Consider the following 14,836-nt stretch of genomic DNA (forward strand, 5'->3'; position numbering starts at 1 on the left):
CCCGGCGCGGGCACAGCCGTCAGAACCCCAGCTTCCGCAGCTGCTTGGGGTCCCGCTGCCAGTCCTTCGCCACCTTCACGTGCAGATCCAGGAAGACCGGCGTCCCCAGCAGCGCCTCGATCTGCTTGCGGGACTTGATCCCGACGTCCTTGAGCCGCTTGCCCTTGGGGCCGATGACGATCCCCTTCTGGCTGGGCCGCTCGATGTAGAGGTAGGCGTGGATGTCGAGCAGCGGCCGGTCGGCGGGGCGGTCGGGACGCGGCAGCATCTCCTCGACCACCACGGCGATGGAGTGCGGCAGCTCGTCGCGTACGCCCTCCAGGGCCGCCTCCCGGATCAGCTCGGCGATCATCACCTGCTCGGGCTCGTCGGTCAGCTCGCCGTCGGGGTAGAGGTGCGGGCCCTCGGGGAGCAGCGGGACCAGCAGATCGGCGAGCAGATCGACCTGCTTGCCGGAGACCGCCGACACCGGCACGATCTCGGCCCACTCGAAGCCCAGCTCCTTGCCGAGCTGGTCGATGGCGATGAGCCGCTCGGCGAGGGTCTTGGAGTCGACCAGGTCGGTCTTGGTGACGACGGCGACCTTGGGGGTCTTGCGGATCCCGGCCAGCTCCTTGGCGATGAACCGATCGCCGGGGCCGATCTTCTCGTTCGCCGGGAGACAGAAGCCGATCACGTCGACCTCGGCCCAGGTGGCGCGGACCACGTCGTTGAGCCGCTCGCCGAGCAGCGTGCGCGGCTTGTGCAGGCCGGGGGTGTCCACCAGGATCAGCTGGGCGTCGGGGCGGTGCACGATGCCCCGGACGGTGTGCCGGGTGGTCTGCGGCTGGTCCGCGGTGATCGCCACCTTCCGCCCGACCAGAGCGTTCGTGAGGGTGGACTTGCCCGCGTTGGGGCGGCCCACGAAACAGGCGAAGCCGGCGCGGTGCGGCGCCGTTGACGGCTCGGAGGACGGGGTTCGAACGCTCATGGCGCCCATTCTCCCTGATCCACAAAGCGGTGCCGTACGGGAGTGGGCCCGGCGCGGGCCCGCTCCCGTACGGCGTACGGCCGGGATCAGCCGCATCGGCCGGATCAGTCGAACACGAACGGCCCCGGCGACTGGGGCGCGGTCGCCGTACAGGTGAGGTTGATGAAGCCCCAGATGGTCATCTTCAGCTGGCCGCCGAACGCCTCCAGGCTGTCGCCGGAGGCCACCGTGCCGCTCAGCGGGCCGACGGTGACCGGGTCGCCGGTGTTCATGGCCGGGTTCTCGGTGCCGGAGAAGGTGACGGCGGCGCCGCTCGCCTTCACCAGGGTGAGGGAGGAGACGATGGAGTCGGCGCCGAGGGCGACCGGGGCGGTGATCGCGGTGGAGGTGAGGGTGATGGTCGCCGCCGTGCCGTTCTGGGTGGCGGTGAGGGTGGCGGCGCCGGTGCCGAGGCCGCCGCAGTCGGCGTTGATGGTGGCGGTGGCGGGGGTGACGGCGAGCGCCGTGGGTGCCAGGGCGAGCCCGGTGACCGCGAGGGCGACGGCCGTGAGGGCCGCGCCGGTGGCGGTCCGCTTGAGTGTCCCTGTCCGCTTGCGTGTCATGGGGATGCGGTTCCCTTCCCGTGGGGGATGCCATGTGGGGGTGAACGGGAGACGGCACGCCACGCACAGACGAGCTGCGGATCTGACGGTCCGTCGGGACTAGCGTTTTTATTGATACCGGAGCGACGGACCGCGGTGAGGACGAGAACCGGCCATGTTACCGCCGGTAAGTTGAACAGATGATCGATGAACGGGTGACGGGTGACGGGTGAGCGGTGAGCCGGTGACGGGTGACCGGTGAACGGGCGACCGAGTGCCTACTCGGCACCGGCCGTCAGCCGCACCTCTCCGTCCGGCCCCGCCAGGAACACCGGCGTCCCGGCCCCGCCCAGATCCCGTACGGCCGCCAGATCCCCGGCCGCCACCTCCGCGGCCTCGCTCACCACGGCCGCCGCCTCCAGCGACCGCGCCCCGGACGCCACCGCCATCGCCACCGCCGTCTGCACCGCGCTGAGCCGCAGCGACTCCAGCGCCACCGTCCCGGCGACATACGTCCGCCCGGTCTCGTCCCGTACGGCGGCCCCCTCGGGCACTCCGTTGCGGGCCCGGGCGGAACGGGCCAGGGTGACGATCTTGCGGTCCTCGGCGTCGAGCGCGCTGCTGTCGGTCATGCCCCGAAGCATACGAAGCGAGCGCGCCCGCCCGTCACGGGCGGTCCAGCCGCAGCCGCTCGGCCCGCGGCAGACCCGCCACCACCAGGTCGTACGAGTCCTCCACCAGCTCTTTGACCAGCGTGCCCGGCAGATCGGCGACCGTCACCGTGTTCCAGTGCCGCTTGTTCATGTGCCAGCCGGGGACGATCAGCCCGGGATGCTCGCCGCGCAGCCGCACCGCGTCTTCCGGGTCGCACTTGAGGTTGACCTTCAGCGGCTCGGCGTCCAGAGAGCTGAGCGCGAAGAGCTTGCCGAGGACCCGGAAGACCGAGGTCCCGGGCCCGAACGGAAAGTCCTCCACGGCCGCGTTGAACGACAGACACAGCTCACGCAGCTCCGGAGGGGTCACGCTTCCTCCCGATGCGGCGACTTCACAGCCCCCGCCGATCCCGCCGCCTCCACCGGCTCCACGAGGACCGTCACGATCTTGTTGCGGCGCCCGGCCGGGGCCTCCGCCGTCAGCCGCAGGGAGCGCCCGTCGGGCAGGTCGACCACGGCCGTGGCACCGGCGATCGGCACCCGCCCCAGACACTTGGCGAGCAGTCCGCCGACCGTCTCCACGTCCTCGTCGTCGTACGCCTCCAGCCCGTACAGCTCGCCCAGGTCGCCGATGTCGAGCCGGGCGGTGACCCGGTGGCGGCCCGCGCCCAGCTCCTGCACGGGCGGCAGCTCACGGTCGTACTCGTCGGTGATCTCGCCGACGATCTCCTCCAGGATGTCCTCGATGGTGACGATCCCGGCCGTGCCGCCGTACTCGTCGATCACCACGGCGACGTGATTGCGCTCCTTCTGCATCTCGCGCAGCAGATCACCGGCGTTCTTGGTGTCCGGCACGAAGAACGCGGGGCGCATCGCCGTCGACACCAGCTCGGACTCGGCGTCCCGGCTGATGTGGGTCTTGCGGGCGAGATCCTTCAGATACACGATCCCGACGATGTCGTCCTCGCTCTCCCCGGTCACCGGGATCCGTGAGAAACCGGAACGCAGGGCGAGGGTGAGGGCCTGGCGGATGGTCTTGTACCGCTCGATCACCACCAGGTCGGTGCGCGGGACCATCACCTCACGCACCAGCGTGTCGCCCAGCTCGAACACCGAGTGCACCATCCGGCGCTCGTCGTCCTCGATCAGCGACTCCTGCTCGGCGAGATCCACCAGCGCCCGCAGCTCCGCCTCGGACGCGAACGGACCACGCCGGAAGCCCTTGCCGGGGGTGAGCGCGTTGCCGATCAGGATCAGCAGCGAGGGGATCGGGCCCATGATCCGCGCGAGCGGCAGCAGCACATACGCGGCGGCGGTCGCGGTGTTCAGCGGATGCTGCCGCCCGATGGTACGAGGCGACACCCCGACCGCGACATACGACACCAGCACCATGACCCCGATGGCGATGAGCAGCGCCTCCCAGGTGGCCGGGAACTCCTTCAGACAGGCGTACGTCACCAGCGCGGCGGCGGCCATCTCGCAGGCCACCCGCACCAGCAGCGCCACATTCAGATACCGGGTGGGGTCGGCGGCGATCTGCGCCAGCCTGGCGCTGCCGCGCCGCCCGGACCGTACGGCTTCCTCCGCGCGGAAGCTGGAGACGCGCGCGAGGCCCGCCTCCGCGCAGGCGGCGAGCCAGGCCACGACGACCAGCGCGACGGCGCCGGTGATCAGGGGGATGCTCATGACACGGTCGGGGCGGGGGACGGACCGGTCAGGCCCTTCTCCGCACGCCAGCCGTCCACGATGGCCGCCTGAAGCCCGAACATCTCGGCCTTCTCGTCCGGCTCCTCATGGTCGTACCCCAGCAGATGCAGCACTCCGTGCACGGTGAGCAGCTGAAGCTCCTCGTCCATGGAGTGCTGCGTGTCCGCTTCCGCCCCCTGTTTGGCGGCGACCTCCGGGCACAGCACGATGTCCCCGAGCAGCCCCGGCGGGGGCTCCTCGTCATCCTTCGACGGTGGCCTCAGCTCATCCATCGGGAAGGACATCACATCCGTCGGCCCCGGCAGATCCATCCACTGGATGTGCAGCTGCTCCATGGCGTCGGCGTCCACGACGATCACCGAGAGTTCGGAGAGCGGGTGGATACGCATCCGCGCGAGCGCGTAGCGGGCGATGTCGAGGACCGCCTGCTCGTCGACCTCGGTCCCGGACTCGTTGTTGACGTCGATCGACATCTGCTGCTGTTCTACTTCCCCTGAGAACCCTTGGCATCGGACGTGCCACGGCCCTGGTACATGCCGTTCTCCGTGCCGTTCTGGCTGTCGTACTGCTCGTACGCGTCGACGATACGGCCCACCAGCTTGTGCCGGACGACGTCGTGCGACGACAGCCGGGAGAAGTGCACGTCCGGCACCCCTTCCAGGATCTCCTGCACCTGCCGCAGCCCCGACTTGGTGCCCTTGGGCAGGTCGACCTGCGTCACATCCCCCGTGATCACGATCTTCGACTCGAAACCGAGCCGGGTGAGGAACATCTTCATCTGCTCGGGGCTGGTGTTCTGAGCCTCGTCCAGAATGATGAAGGCGTCATTCAGGGTGTTGTGGGTCAGCAGGTAGTCCGTGGTGACGTAGAGCGAGTCCTCGGCGGCCACCTGGATGCAGACCGTCTCCTCCCGGCCCGCGGGCTCGATGGAGTCGATGAAACGCATCGGGCGACCGCCGCCGCCGCCCGCGTGGTACTTGTCACGCTTGCGGGCGAGGCGGAAGGGTTCGATGCCTTCGGGGAGGCGGATGTCGATGATGTGGGCGTCCCGGCGGTACGTGCCCCGTGCGCTGCCTTGCTTGCGGCCCTCGGCAGCACGGCGTCGGGTGTACGCGACACCGCCCAGCGACTGGACCAGGGCGATGACGTCATCGCGGAGCATGATCGATGTCGTCGCGTACTGGACACGGCAGGTCCGGTCCTTCTGCGTGACAGGGCCGCCGTCGGAGTCGAGGAGACCCTGGAGCACGGCGAGACGGACCTCGGCCGCGTTGTACAGGTAGGCGTCCGGAACGAACTTGGTGTGCGAGCGGGTACGCAGAAGATCGAGTTCACGCAGGACGCGGGTGACAGGGTTCTCCAGCGTGACGACATCACCGGGCGACTTGATCCGGTTCAGGACGTAGTCGGGCCCACTCCTGTGACGCACCTGGACTCCCGGCAGCACTGCCTCCAACGCCATCGCCAGGTCTGGATCCCCTGTGGCGAAGGACGGCGTGGTGGAACCGGTCAGGCAGCCGTCGCCCAGCAGCAGCCCCAGTGCGTAGGGGTCCATGGGGACCTCTCGCTCGGGGAAACACACCGGCGCGGTGAGCATCGGCAACTCGTACCTGCGCGCATGTGCGGCCCGCAGATTGCCGATCATCTCCTGCGTCTCCAGGACCCGCCACGGCTTGTCGCGCCGCTTGTCATCGCGGGTCCTGACGGTCCACAGGTGCTCGCCGCAGCACAGCGTCCAGGAGCCGTCCTGGGCCGTGACACGGTAGACGTCCTTCTCGCCCTGCGGGTAGACGCCCAGCACGGGCGTCGGCTCACCGTTGGAGCCGATGACGAGGTCACCGACCTTGAGGCCGCCGATGGGGCGCCAGCCGTCCGGCGTGAGGACATTCGTGAAGACCGGGTGCGCGCGGCCCCTCATATATGCCAGCGGCGCCACCTCGATCGTGCCCGCGGCCATCAGCTTGGGGATGGAGTCCGGGTCGATCATGTCGTGCAGGGCGTCGTAGAGCGGGCGCAGGTAGGGGTCGATCTTTTCGTAGAGGGTGCCGGGGAGGAAGCCGAGGCGCTCGCCCGCCTCTACCGCGGGGCGGGTCAGGATGATGCGGTTGACCTGCTTGGACTGGAGGGCCTGGACCGCCTTGGCCATCGCCAGATACGTCTTGCCGGTACCGGCGGGGCCGATGCCGAAGACGATGGTGTGGTGGTCGATCGCGTCGACGTACCGCTTCTGGTTGAGGGTCTTGGGGCGGATCGTGCGGCCTCGCGAGGACAGGATGTTCTGTGTCAGCACCTGCGCCGGGGTCTCGGCCCCGTCGCTCTCCCCGTTCTCGCTCGCCTTGAGCATGGCGATCGAGCGTTCCACTGCGTCCTCCGTCATCGGCTGCCCGGTGCGGAGCACCAGCATCATCTCGTCGAACACGCGCTGGACCATGGCGACCTGTGCCGGGTCGCCGGTCGCGCTGATCTCATTGCCCCGGACGTGGATGTCGGCCGCCGGGAAGGCCTTCTCGATCACACGCAGAAGGGAATCGCCGGACCCCAGGAGGGTGACCATGGAGTGCTGGGCGGGGACGGTGATCTGTGCGCTCGCGTGCCCCTGGGCGGGGGTATGAGCTGTGGGTGTCTGAGTCATGGGCCGGCGCAGATCGCCTGCTTTTCCTCCTTGATACGGCCGCGTGGCTGAGGGCGGCCTCGCGTTTCCCAGGGTACGACGGGGGGCTGACATCGCCGTAGGGCTTTTCACGGGCGATGTTCCGAACGGCCGGGCGGGCTCATGCCGGGCGGTCCCCTGCCGGGCGGTCCCCTGCCGAGCGGGCTTCTGCCGAGCAGGCTTCTGCCGAGCGGGCTCATACCGTGCGGCCGAAGCCGATCGTGGGAACCGCTCTGCGCAGGGGCCAGGGTCTCGCGCACTCGCCGGGGACCAGGCCGTCCAGGAACGCGTACCGCTTCAGGGCCGCCGGGTCCTGGCCGGGCAGTGACTGCACCTTGCGCCACCAGGCGCCGATCTCCGACCAGCCGGGGGCGGAGAGCGAGCCGCCGAACTCCTGGACCGACAGCGCGGCGGTGAGCCCGGCGAAGGCGAGCCGGTCGGCGAGCGGCCAGTCGGCGAGGGTCCCGGCGACGAATCCGGCCACGAAGACATCCCCCGCGCCGGTCGGGTCCAGCGCCTCGACGGCGATGGCGGGCACCTCGGCGGTCTCACCGGTCCGGCCGTCGACCGCGTACGCCCCCTCCGCGCCGAGGGTGACGACCGCCAGCGGTACGTACCGGGCGAGGGCGTGGGCGGCGCGGCGGGGGCAGTCGGTGCCGGTGTAGCGCATCGCCTCCTGCGCGTTGGGCAGGAACGCCTCGCAGAACTCCAGGTCGGCGAGGCCCGCCAGGTCCCAGGCGCCGGTGTCGTCCCAGCCGACGTCGGCGAAGATCCGGGTGCCCTTGCGGCCGGCCTGTTCGATCCAGGGGTCGCGGCGGCCGGGGGTGAGCGCGGCGACGGCGGCCCGCGCGTGCGGCGGGCGGTCGGGGGCGGGTTCCTCGGGGGGTGGTTCATGGCCGTGCGACACCATGGTGCGCTCGTCGTCGTAGGCCATGGAGACGGTGACCGGGGAGTGCCAGCCGGGGACCGTGCGCGAGGGGGTGAGGTCGATGCCCTCGCCGGTCTCCAGGGCGTCCCAGCAGTACTCCCCGTAGTGGTCGTCGCCGAAGGCGGCGGCGAGGGAGGTGCGCATCCCGAGACGGGCGAGGGCGGTGGCCATGTTGGCGACGCCGCCGGGGCTCGATCCCATGCCCCGCGCCCATGACTCGGTCCCGCGCACCGGCGCGGATTCGAGGCCGGTGAAGATGATGTCGAGGAAGACCGTGCCGGTGAGATAGACGTCCCAGGGCGGATCGTCGGGCTGGCGGAGATCGGCCAGTGGATCGACCTGGCGGTGCGGCGGCGCCTTTCGGGCGATGGCGTTGGAGGCTTTCACTTGCGCTCCCTGACGTGGTGCGGATCTGGTCAGTGTGCACCACGCCACTGACAACGGGCGCTGACCAGGCGGGCGAGCGCCCACGCGAGGGGGCCGGCCTTTACCCGGGCCCTGTGGCCCCAAACAGAATTCCGCCAGATTCACGCATTCGGCCCTCCCCCCACCCCGCCCCCAGTTGATACAAATTGCCCGCTTGATACGAATATGCCAGCGCGTCCCTGTCCACCGATGCCCGCCGACAGGGGCCGCCCGCCGCCCGTCCCCTTCCTGTGCCGCTCGCCTCGCATGCCCTGGGACCGCCCGTGTCCGCCCGCACCGCTCCGCCCCGGCCGCTGGTCGCCCTGTTCACCGCCGGGCATCTGGCCCCCTATCTGCTGCCGACGCTGGTCGGCCGGCTCGACTCCCGGCTGGGTGTGTCCGCGCCCCAGGCCGGTGCCATCGGGAGTGTGCTGCTGCTGAGTTCGGCGTCGGCGGGGTTCGTGCTCGCGTCCCGGGTCGACCGGATCGGCGCCCGGACGCTCGCCCGCACCGGGCTGGCGCTGGCCGCCCTCGGCTACGGCGGGGCCGCGCTGACCGCCTCCGTACCGGCCGTCGTCCTCGGCGCGCTGCTCGGCGGCCTCGGATCGGGTACGGCCACGGCGGTCGCCGCCACCGGGATGGCCGCCCGGCGCGCACCGCAGCGGGCGACCACGCTCGGGCTGCTGTCGGTGTCCGCGCTCGCGGGCGCGGTCCATCTGACGGTCCCGCACCTCGGGCCCGGCCATGGCCTGCCGTTCGGCGCGATGGCGCTCACCGCGCTGGCGGTGTGGCCGTTCACCGGTCGCCTCCAGGGCCGTACGCGCGTGTCCGCGTCCCGGGCCCCGCGCGAGCCGCTCCCCCAACTGCGCTGGGGGCTGCTGCTGGCCGTCGCGCTGCCGTTCTGGTCGATGGCGCAGAACTGCCTGTGGGGGGTCAGCGGCCGGATCGGGGTCGTCCAGGCGCGGTTGGACGAGGCGGCCGTGGGGGTCGTCTTCGCGCTGGCGCTGGGTGCCGGGCTGCTCGGCGCGGTCGCCGCGCGGGCGCTGGGTCCGCGGCTCGGGCTCGCGCTGCCGGTGGGCGCGGGCAGCGCCGTGATCGCCGTCTGCATAGCGCTGAGCGCCGCCGCGACGGGCCTGCCGGCCTTCGCCGTCGGCGAGATCGGCTGGAACGCCGTCCACCCGCTGGTCCTGTCGTACGTCATCGGCCTGGCCGCCTCGCTGGATGTGCGCGGACGCTGGGCGGTGCTCGCCGGCTCGGCGTTGTCGCTGGGCGCGGCGGCGGGGCCGCTGGTGGGCAGTGTGCTGTCCGCGCGGGCGGGTTTCCCGGCGATGGGGGTGGTCCTGGGGGCCGGGCTGCTGGTGACGGCGGTTCCGATGACGGCGGTGGCGCTGCGGCCGGGCCGCCCGCGGGGGCCGGAGGCCGCCGAGGTCCCGGGGACCCCGGAGATCCCGGTGGACGGTCCGGGTGTGCCCGCCCCCAGGCGCCCGTACGGGAGGGCGGACTCGGCGAACGACTGAGCCGGGCGGGTCAGCGCCGCTTGGGCAGGGGGACGCGTTGCAGGTCGTGCGCCACGGTCAGTTCGCCCTCGAACCCGGCGGCGCGCGCCTGCTGTTCGAAGGCGTCGACGTCTCCGGGTTCGCTGTAGCGCTGGCTGAAGTGGGTGAGGACCAGGTGCCGTACGCCGCCGTCGCGGGCCACGCGGGCGGCCTGTCCGGCGGTGAGGTGGCCGTGTTCGACGGCGAGCCGTTCGTCGGCGTCGAGGAAGGTGGACTCGATGACGAGCAGGTCGCAGCCCTCGGCGAGGGCGTGGACGCCGTCGCAGAGGCGGGTGTCCATGACGAACGCGAACCGCTGTCCGCGCCGCACCTCGCTGACCTGGTCCAGCCGGATGCCGCCGAGCGATCCCTCGCGCTGGATCCGGCCCACGTCCGGGCCGGTGATGCCGTGCGCGGCGAGCCGCTCGGGCAGCATCCGGCGTCCGTCGGGCTCGACCAGCCGGTAGCCGTACGACTCGACGGGGTGGGAGAGGCGACGGGCCTGAAGGGTGTACGAGGCGGTCACCGCGAGGTCGCCGTCGGTGTCGACCGGGGCCTCGGTGAGCGGCACGGTCTCGCGGTAGGCGGTGGCGTGGCGGAGCCGCTCGTAGAAGTGCTGTCCGGAGCGGGGGAAGTGGGCGGTGACCTCGTGGGGTACCTGGTCGAGGTTGATGCGCTGGATGACCCCGGCGAGGCCGAGGCTGTGGTCGCCGTGGAAGTGGGTGACGCAGATCCGGTTCAGGTCGTGGGCGGCGACCCCGGCGCGGAGCATCTGGCGCTGGGTGCCCTCGCCGGGGTCGAAGAGGATGCCTTCGCCGTCCCAGCGCAGGAAGTAGCCGTTGTGGTTGCGGTGGCGGGTCGGCACCTGGCTCGCGGTGCCGAGCACCACCAGTTCACGGACGGACACGGAGCGCTATCCCGGGGGCCATTGCATGCCTCGACCGCCGAGGACGTGGGCGTGCGCGTGGAAGACGGTCTGGCCGGCGCCGCCGCCGGTGTTGAAGACGACGCGGTAGCTCTCCAGGTGGTCCTGGTCGGCGACGGCCCGGGACTCGCGCAGGACGTCCGCCGCGATCTGGGGTTCGGCGGCGGCCAGCTCGGCGGCGTTGGGGTAGTGGGCCTTCGGGATCACCAGGACGTGGGTGGGCGCCTGGGGGTTGATGTCGCGGAAGGCGACGGTGGTCTCCGTCTCCCGCAGGATCGTCGCCGGGATCTGACCCTCGGCGATCTTGCAGAACAGGCAGTCGGCCTGGGGCTCCCCAGCCATGGTCCCTCCGGGGGTTGTGGGGTACGACGTGCATCGTATCGTCGTCGGGTTTCCGGCCGGCGGGGGCCGGTCGCGCAGTTCCCCGCGCCCCTGGGGGGGTGCCGCCCGCCTGCGTGAGTGGGCGGCGCCGCTCGCGAGGTGCGGCGTTTCGCTGCCGGGATTCCGCCGGTGGGGGCCGGTCGCGCAGTTCCCCGCGCCCCTGGGGGTTGCCGCCCGCCTGCGTGAGCGGGCCGCGGGCACTCTCTGCCCCCCTAGCTGCGGGCAGTCGTGTCTCCCCCAGGTGGGGACCCCCAGGCGGCACGGGTGGGCGCGGCGGCGCCCCGCGAGCGCGGGTCAGCGACCACGCCCCGGCCTCGGCCGTATCCGATCGCACCTCCTCGACGCGCGCCCGTAACACCGCCCCACGCCAGCCGGAACTGCCCTCAGGGGAGAGCTGGTGGTGTCTTTGGTGGGGTTTGGTCCAGGGCCGCCAGGGCCAGGCGGACCGCCTCGTCGAGTTGGGGGTCCGAGCCGGTCGCCCAGTCCTGGGGGCGGTGGACGATCTCCACGTCGGGGTCGACGCCGTGGTTCTCGACCCCCCATTCGTAGCCTTCGAGCCAGAACGCGTACTTCGGCTGGGTGATCAGCGTGCGGTCGACCAGCCGGTAGCGGTTGTCGATGCCGATCACGCCGCCCCAGGTGCGGGTGCCGACGACGGGCCCGATGCCGAGGGCGCGTATCGCCGCGTTCACGATGTCCCCGTCCGAGCCGGAGAACTCGTTCGCCACGGCGATCACCGGCCCGCGCGGCGCGTCCCGCGGGTAGCTGTAGGGCCGCATCCCGCGCGGCACCGCCCACCCCACGATCCGCCGGGCCAGCTTCTCCACCACCAGCTGCGAGGTGTGTCCGCCCCGGTTCTCGCGGATGTCGACGACCAGGCCGTCGCGGGCCACCTCCACCCGCAGGTCGCGGTGGATCTGCGCCCAGCCGGGAGCCTGCATGTCCGGCACATGGAGGTAGCCGAGCCGTCCGCCGGAGCGGGCGTGGACGTGTGCCCGGCGGTCCGCGACCCACGCGTGGTAGCGCAACGGCTCCTCGTCCGCGACCGGCACGACGACCGCGTGCCGCAGATCGCCGCCGCCCGCCGGGGAGATGGTCAGCTCGATCACCTTGCCCGCCGTACCGACCAGCAGCGGTCCGGGTCCGGTCACCGGGTCCACCGCCCGGCCGCCGACGGCGACGATCGCGTCCCCGGCGCGCACGGCGACCCCGGGCGCGGCCAGCGGGGAGCGGGCGTCGGGGTCGGAGGTCTCGGAGGGCAGGATCCGGTCGACGCGCCAGGTGCCGTCCTCGTGGCGGGAGAGGTCCGCGCCGAGCAGCCCCTGCCGGGCGCCCCCACCGCCGTACCCGCGCGGAATGACGTACGCGTGGGAGGTGCCCAGCTCGCCCTGGACCTCCCAGAGCAGGTCGACCAGGTCGTCGTGGGTGGCGACCCGGTCGACCAGCGGGCGGTAGCGGGTGAGGACGGCGTCCCAGTCGACGCCGTTCATGTCGGGCCGCCAGAAGTTCTCCCGCATGATCCGGCCGGTCTCCTCGTACATCTGCCGCCACTCGGCGCCGGGGTCGACGGTCTGGCGGATGCGGGAGAGGTCAACGGAGATGTTGGTGTCGCTGTCGTCGTCGTTGGAGGCGCGCCGGTCGCTGGGGACGACCTTCAGGCGGCCGTCCGTCCACAGCAGCACCCGCTTGCCGTCGCCGCTGACCTCGAAGTGGTCGGCGTCGGCGGCGAGATGCTCGATGCGCTGCTGGGCGAGGTCGTAGCGCTCCAGCTCGGTCTTGGGGTCGGGGTCGTCGGGGGTGGCCCGGGAGGCGCCGAGGACGCCCTGGACGGGGTGGCGCAGCCACAGGACGCCGTCCTTGGCGGCCCGGAGGTTGGAGTAGCGGCCCGCCTCCACCGGGAAGGGCACTATCCGGTCGGCGAGGCCGTCGAGGTCGATGCGGGTCGCCGGGGTGCCCTCGCCGTCCGGTGTCTCGTCCTTGTCCGGCGCCTCGAAGGCCCGTCCGTGGCGCTGCGGGCCGAAGGGGGACGGGGTGGTCGCCGCCAGGGTGATCAGGTGCGGCCGGTCACCGACCACAAAGGCCAGGTCGAATACGTGTTCGTCATAGACGGGGTCGAAGGAGCGGTTGGAGAGGAAGGCGAGGTGCTTGCCGTCGGGGGTGAAGGCGGGCGCGTAGTCCTGGAAGCGCAGCGGGGTCGCCTCGGTGACGGTCAGGTCGGTGGTGTGGGCGAGGCGGAGCTGGCTGAGCGGGCGGGCGCCGGGGTGGGACCAGGCCAGCCAGCCGGAGTCGGGCGAGAAGGCCAGATCGCTGACGTCGCCTTCCTCGCTGCGGTCGACCTCACGGACCTCGCCCGTCTCGCGCTCCACGAGCAGCAGCCGGCCGTCGTGGGAGGCGACGGCGGCGCGGCTGCCGTCGGGGGCCATGGCCAGTTCCAGGACCCGGCCGAGCCGGCCGGCGGCGATCCGGCGGGGGGAGGCGCCGGAGCCGGTGGCGGGCGCGAACTCCAGGGCGTCGGCGCCCTCGGCGTCCGTCACCCACACCACCCATTCCTCGCCGTCCGCGCGGAAGGTGCGCGGCAGCCGGGCCCGTACCCCCGGCTCGGCGGCGAGCGCGCGGGCCGGGCCGGAGCGGTGGGTGACCCAGTGGACGGCGCCGCGCACGGCGACCGCGCTGCCGCGCGCGGTGTGGTCGGGGGCGGCGGCGCCGAACCAGCGCGCGGCGTTCACCGGGTAGGGCTGGCGGTCGGTGCGCTGGCCGCCGAGGCGGATGTCGAGGCGGCGCGGCTCGGCGGTGTCGAGGTCGTCCAGCAGCCACAGTTCGCCCGCGGACGCGTACACCACGCGCGTGCCGTCACCGGACGCCTGGCGGGCATAGAAACCGTCCAGGGGACTGTGCCGGCGCAGGTCGGAGCCGTCGGCGAGGGACGAGTACAGGGCGCCCGTGCCCTCGTGGTCGGAGAGGAACCCGATCCGCTCGCCCGCCCACACCGGGCACTCCAGGTTGCCGTCCAGCCCCTCGTGCAGCCGTACGAATTCGCCGTCGCCGTCGGGGTCGATCCACAGCTTGCCCGCCGTACCGCCCCGGTACCGCTTCCACCAGGCCGCCTCGCGGCCCATCGGGGCGGACAGCAGCACGGTGGCGGGGCCGTGGGCGACGGCGCCGACGGGGCCGTACGGGAGGGTCTCGGCGGGGCCGCCGTCGAGCGGGATCGCGTGGGCCCAGGTGCGGCGGAGCGTGGCCTGGCCCTGGGTGCTCAGGGCGAGGACCCGGCCGTCGGCGGTCCAGCCGCGGACCTGGGTGCGGGCGCTGCCCCAGTGGGTCAGCCGCCGGGAGGGGCCGCCGTCGACGGGGGCGAGGTGCACCTCGGGGGCGCCGTCGCGGGTGGAGGTCCAGGCGACCGTGGTGCCGTCGGGCGAGATGCGCGGCAGGGTGGCGGGCACGTTGTCGGCGCTGACCCGCCAGGCCCGCCCGCCGTCGAGCGGGGCGATCCAGACGTCGTCCTCGGCGACGAAGGCGACCAACTCGCCCTGGACATGCGGAAACCGGAGGTACGCAGGCACTGGGGACTGAATCACCTGATCACCCTATGCAGGCGGGGCGTTTCCGCACAGGGGTTTGGGATCACTTGCCGCGTGCTTGACGCGAACGCGGTCATTTCCCCTCGGGCCAGCACTGGGGGTCGCTCTGGCAGTACACGGTCCGGGTGACGGTGACCGTCGTGGTCGGCTCGGCGCCGGGTGGCTGGTTCACGGGGGGCTGGTTCACGGGCGGCGCGCTGGTGGCGTCGCAGTCGCCGAGCCCGGAGACCTGGAACCACTGCTTGCCGTCGATCTTCGCGGTGAGATCGCCGCGCACACAGGCCCCGCTGACGGCCCGGGTGACCTTTCCGGTGACGGTGATGTCCTTGCCGTCGTCGGTCTGCCCCTCGCAGTCGACGTCGGCGACGATGTTCTCGCTCGCGGACGGGCTCGGGGTGGCGTCGTCGCCGACATCGGCGGTGCAGGTGAGCCACCGGACCTGGGCCTTCCGCCGCTCCAGCTCCTGGGTGACGAGTTGGTCGGTGGTGAAGGTGATGGCGTGGGTGCTGAGGGTGGTCGGCGG

At 72.2% G+C, this 14,836-nt stretch carries 13 protein-coding genes; 1 reads left to right on the forward strand and 12 read right to left on the reverse strand.

Going from position 1 to position 14,836, the window contains the following annotated elements:
• Positions 1 to 19: 19 nt before the first annotated feature.
• From era to ACFXAZ_RS31920, 8 genes are all read right to left on the reverse strand, one after another.
• Positions 20 to 979 carry a GTPase Era gene (era, locus tag ACFXAZ_RS31885; protein ID WP_384598219.1) on the reverse strand — a complete coding sequence of 320 codons (960 nt, stop codon included), beginning with the start codon at positions 977 to 979 and terminating at the stop codon, positions 20 to 22.
• Positions 980 to 1,074: 95 nt separating this feature from the next.
• A complete protein-coding gene (locus ACFXAZ_RS31890) occupies positions 1,075 to 1,572 on the reverse strand; it encodes a hypothetical protein (RefSeq protein WP_384598221.1) in 498 nt (165 codons plus the stop codon).
• 257 nt (positions 1,573 to 1,829) lie between these two features.
• Entirely contained in the window at positions 1,830 to 2,183 is a 354-nt protein-coding gene (locus ACFXAZ_RS31895) for a cytidine deaminase (RefSeq protein WP_384598223.1), read from the reverse strand.
• 34 nt (positions 2,184 to 2,217) lie between these two features.
• A complete protein-coding gene (locus ACFXAZ_RS31900) occupies positions 2,218 to 2,574 on the reverse strand; it encodes an MmcQ/YjbR family DNA-binding protein (RefSeq protein WP_384598225.1) in 357 nt (118 codons plus the stop codon).
• Positions 2,571 to 3,890, reverse strand: coding sequence for a hemolysin family protein (locus ACFXAZ_RS31905; RefSeq protein WP_384598227.1), 1,320 nt, complete (start codon positions 3,888 to 3,890; stop codon positions 2,571 to 2,573). Before ACFXAZ_RS31905 ends, ACFXAZ_RS31900 begins: the two co-directional genes overlap by 4 nt.
• On the reverse strand, positions 3,887 to 4,384 hold the full coding sequence (ybeY, locus tag ACFXAZ_RS31910) for an rRNA maturation RNase YbeY (RefSeq protein WP_384598229.1): 498 nt from the start codon (positions 4,382 to 4,384) through the stop codon (positions 3,887 to 3,889). Before ybeY ends, ACFXAZ_RS31905 begins: the two co-directional genes overlap by 4 nt.
• An 11-nt stretch (positions 4,385 to 4,395) precedes the next feature.
• A complete protein-coding gene (locus ACFXAZ_RS31915; RefSeq protein WP_384598231.1) occupies positions 4,396 to 6,543 on the reverse strand; it encodes a PhoH family protein in 2,148 nt (715 codons plus the stop codon).
• A 214-nt stretch (positions 6,544 to 6,757) separates the two neighbouring features.
• Positions 6,758 to 7,876: a carbohydrate kinase family protein gene (locus ACFXAZ_RS31920; RefSeq protein ID WP_384598233.1), complete on the reverse strand. Its 1,119-nt coding sequence runs from the start codon at positions 7,874 to 7,876 to the stop codon at positions 6,758 to 6,760.
• A 302-nt stretch (positions 7,877 to 8,178) separates the two neighbouring features.
• Here ACFXAZ_RS31920 and ACFXAZ_RS31925 point away from each other — a divergent pair, with 302 nt between their 5' ends.
• Positions 8,179 to 9,411, forward strand: coding sequence for an MFS transporter (locus ACFXAZ_RS31925; protein ID WP_384598235.1), 1,233 nt, complete (start codon positions 8,179 to 8,181; stop codon positions 9,409 to 9,411).
• 10 nt (positions 9,412 to 9,421) lie between these two features.
• Here ACFXAZ_RS31925 and ACFXAZ_RS31930 read toward each other — a convergent pair whose 3' ends face one another.
• The 4 genes from ACFXAZ_RS31930 to ACFXAZ_RS31945 form a co-directional block, all read right to left on the reverse strand.
• Positions 9,422 to 10,336, reverse strand: coding sequence for a ribonuclease Z (locus ACFXAZ_RS31930; RefSeq protein WP_384598237.1), 915 nt, complete (start codon positions 10,334 to 10,336; stop codon positions 9,422 to 9,424).
• A gap of 6 nt (positions 10,337 to 10,342) precedes the next feature.
• A complete protein-coding gene (locus ACFXAZ_RS31935; protein WP_384598239.1) occupies positions 10,343 to 10,696 on the reverse strand; it encodes a histidine triad nucleotide-binding protein in 354 nt (117 codons plus the stop codon).
• Between the two features lie 422 nt (positions 10,697 to 11,118).
• Positions 11,119 to 14,295, reverse strand: coding sequence for a S41 family peptidase (locus tag ACFXAZ_RS31940; protein ID WP_384598241.1), 3,177 nt, complete (start codon positions 14,293 to 14,295; stop codon positions 11,119 to 11,121).
• 91 nt (positions 14,296 to 14,386) lie between these two features.
• A partial coding sequence (locus tag ACFXAZ_RS31945; protein ID WP_384598243.1) for a hypothetical protein occupies positions 14,387 to 14,836 on the reverse strand: 450 nt, incomplete at its 5' end.

Origin of the sequence: Streptomyces sp. NPDC059477 (assembly GCF_042749375.1) — a bacterium.
GTDB lineage: Bacteria > Actinomycetota > Actinomycetes > Streptomycetales > Streptomycetaceae > Streptomyces.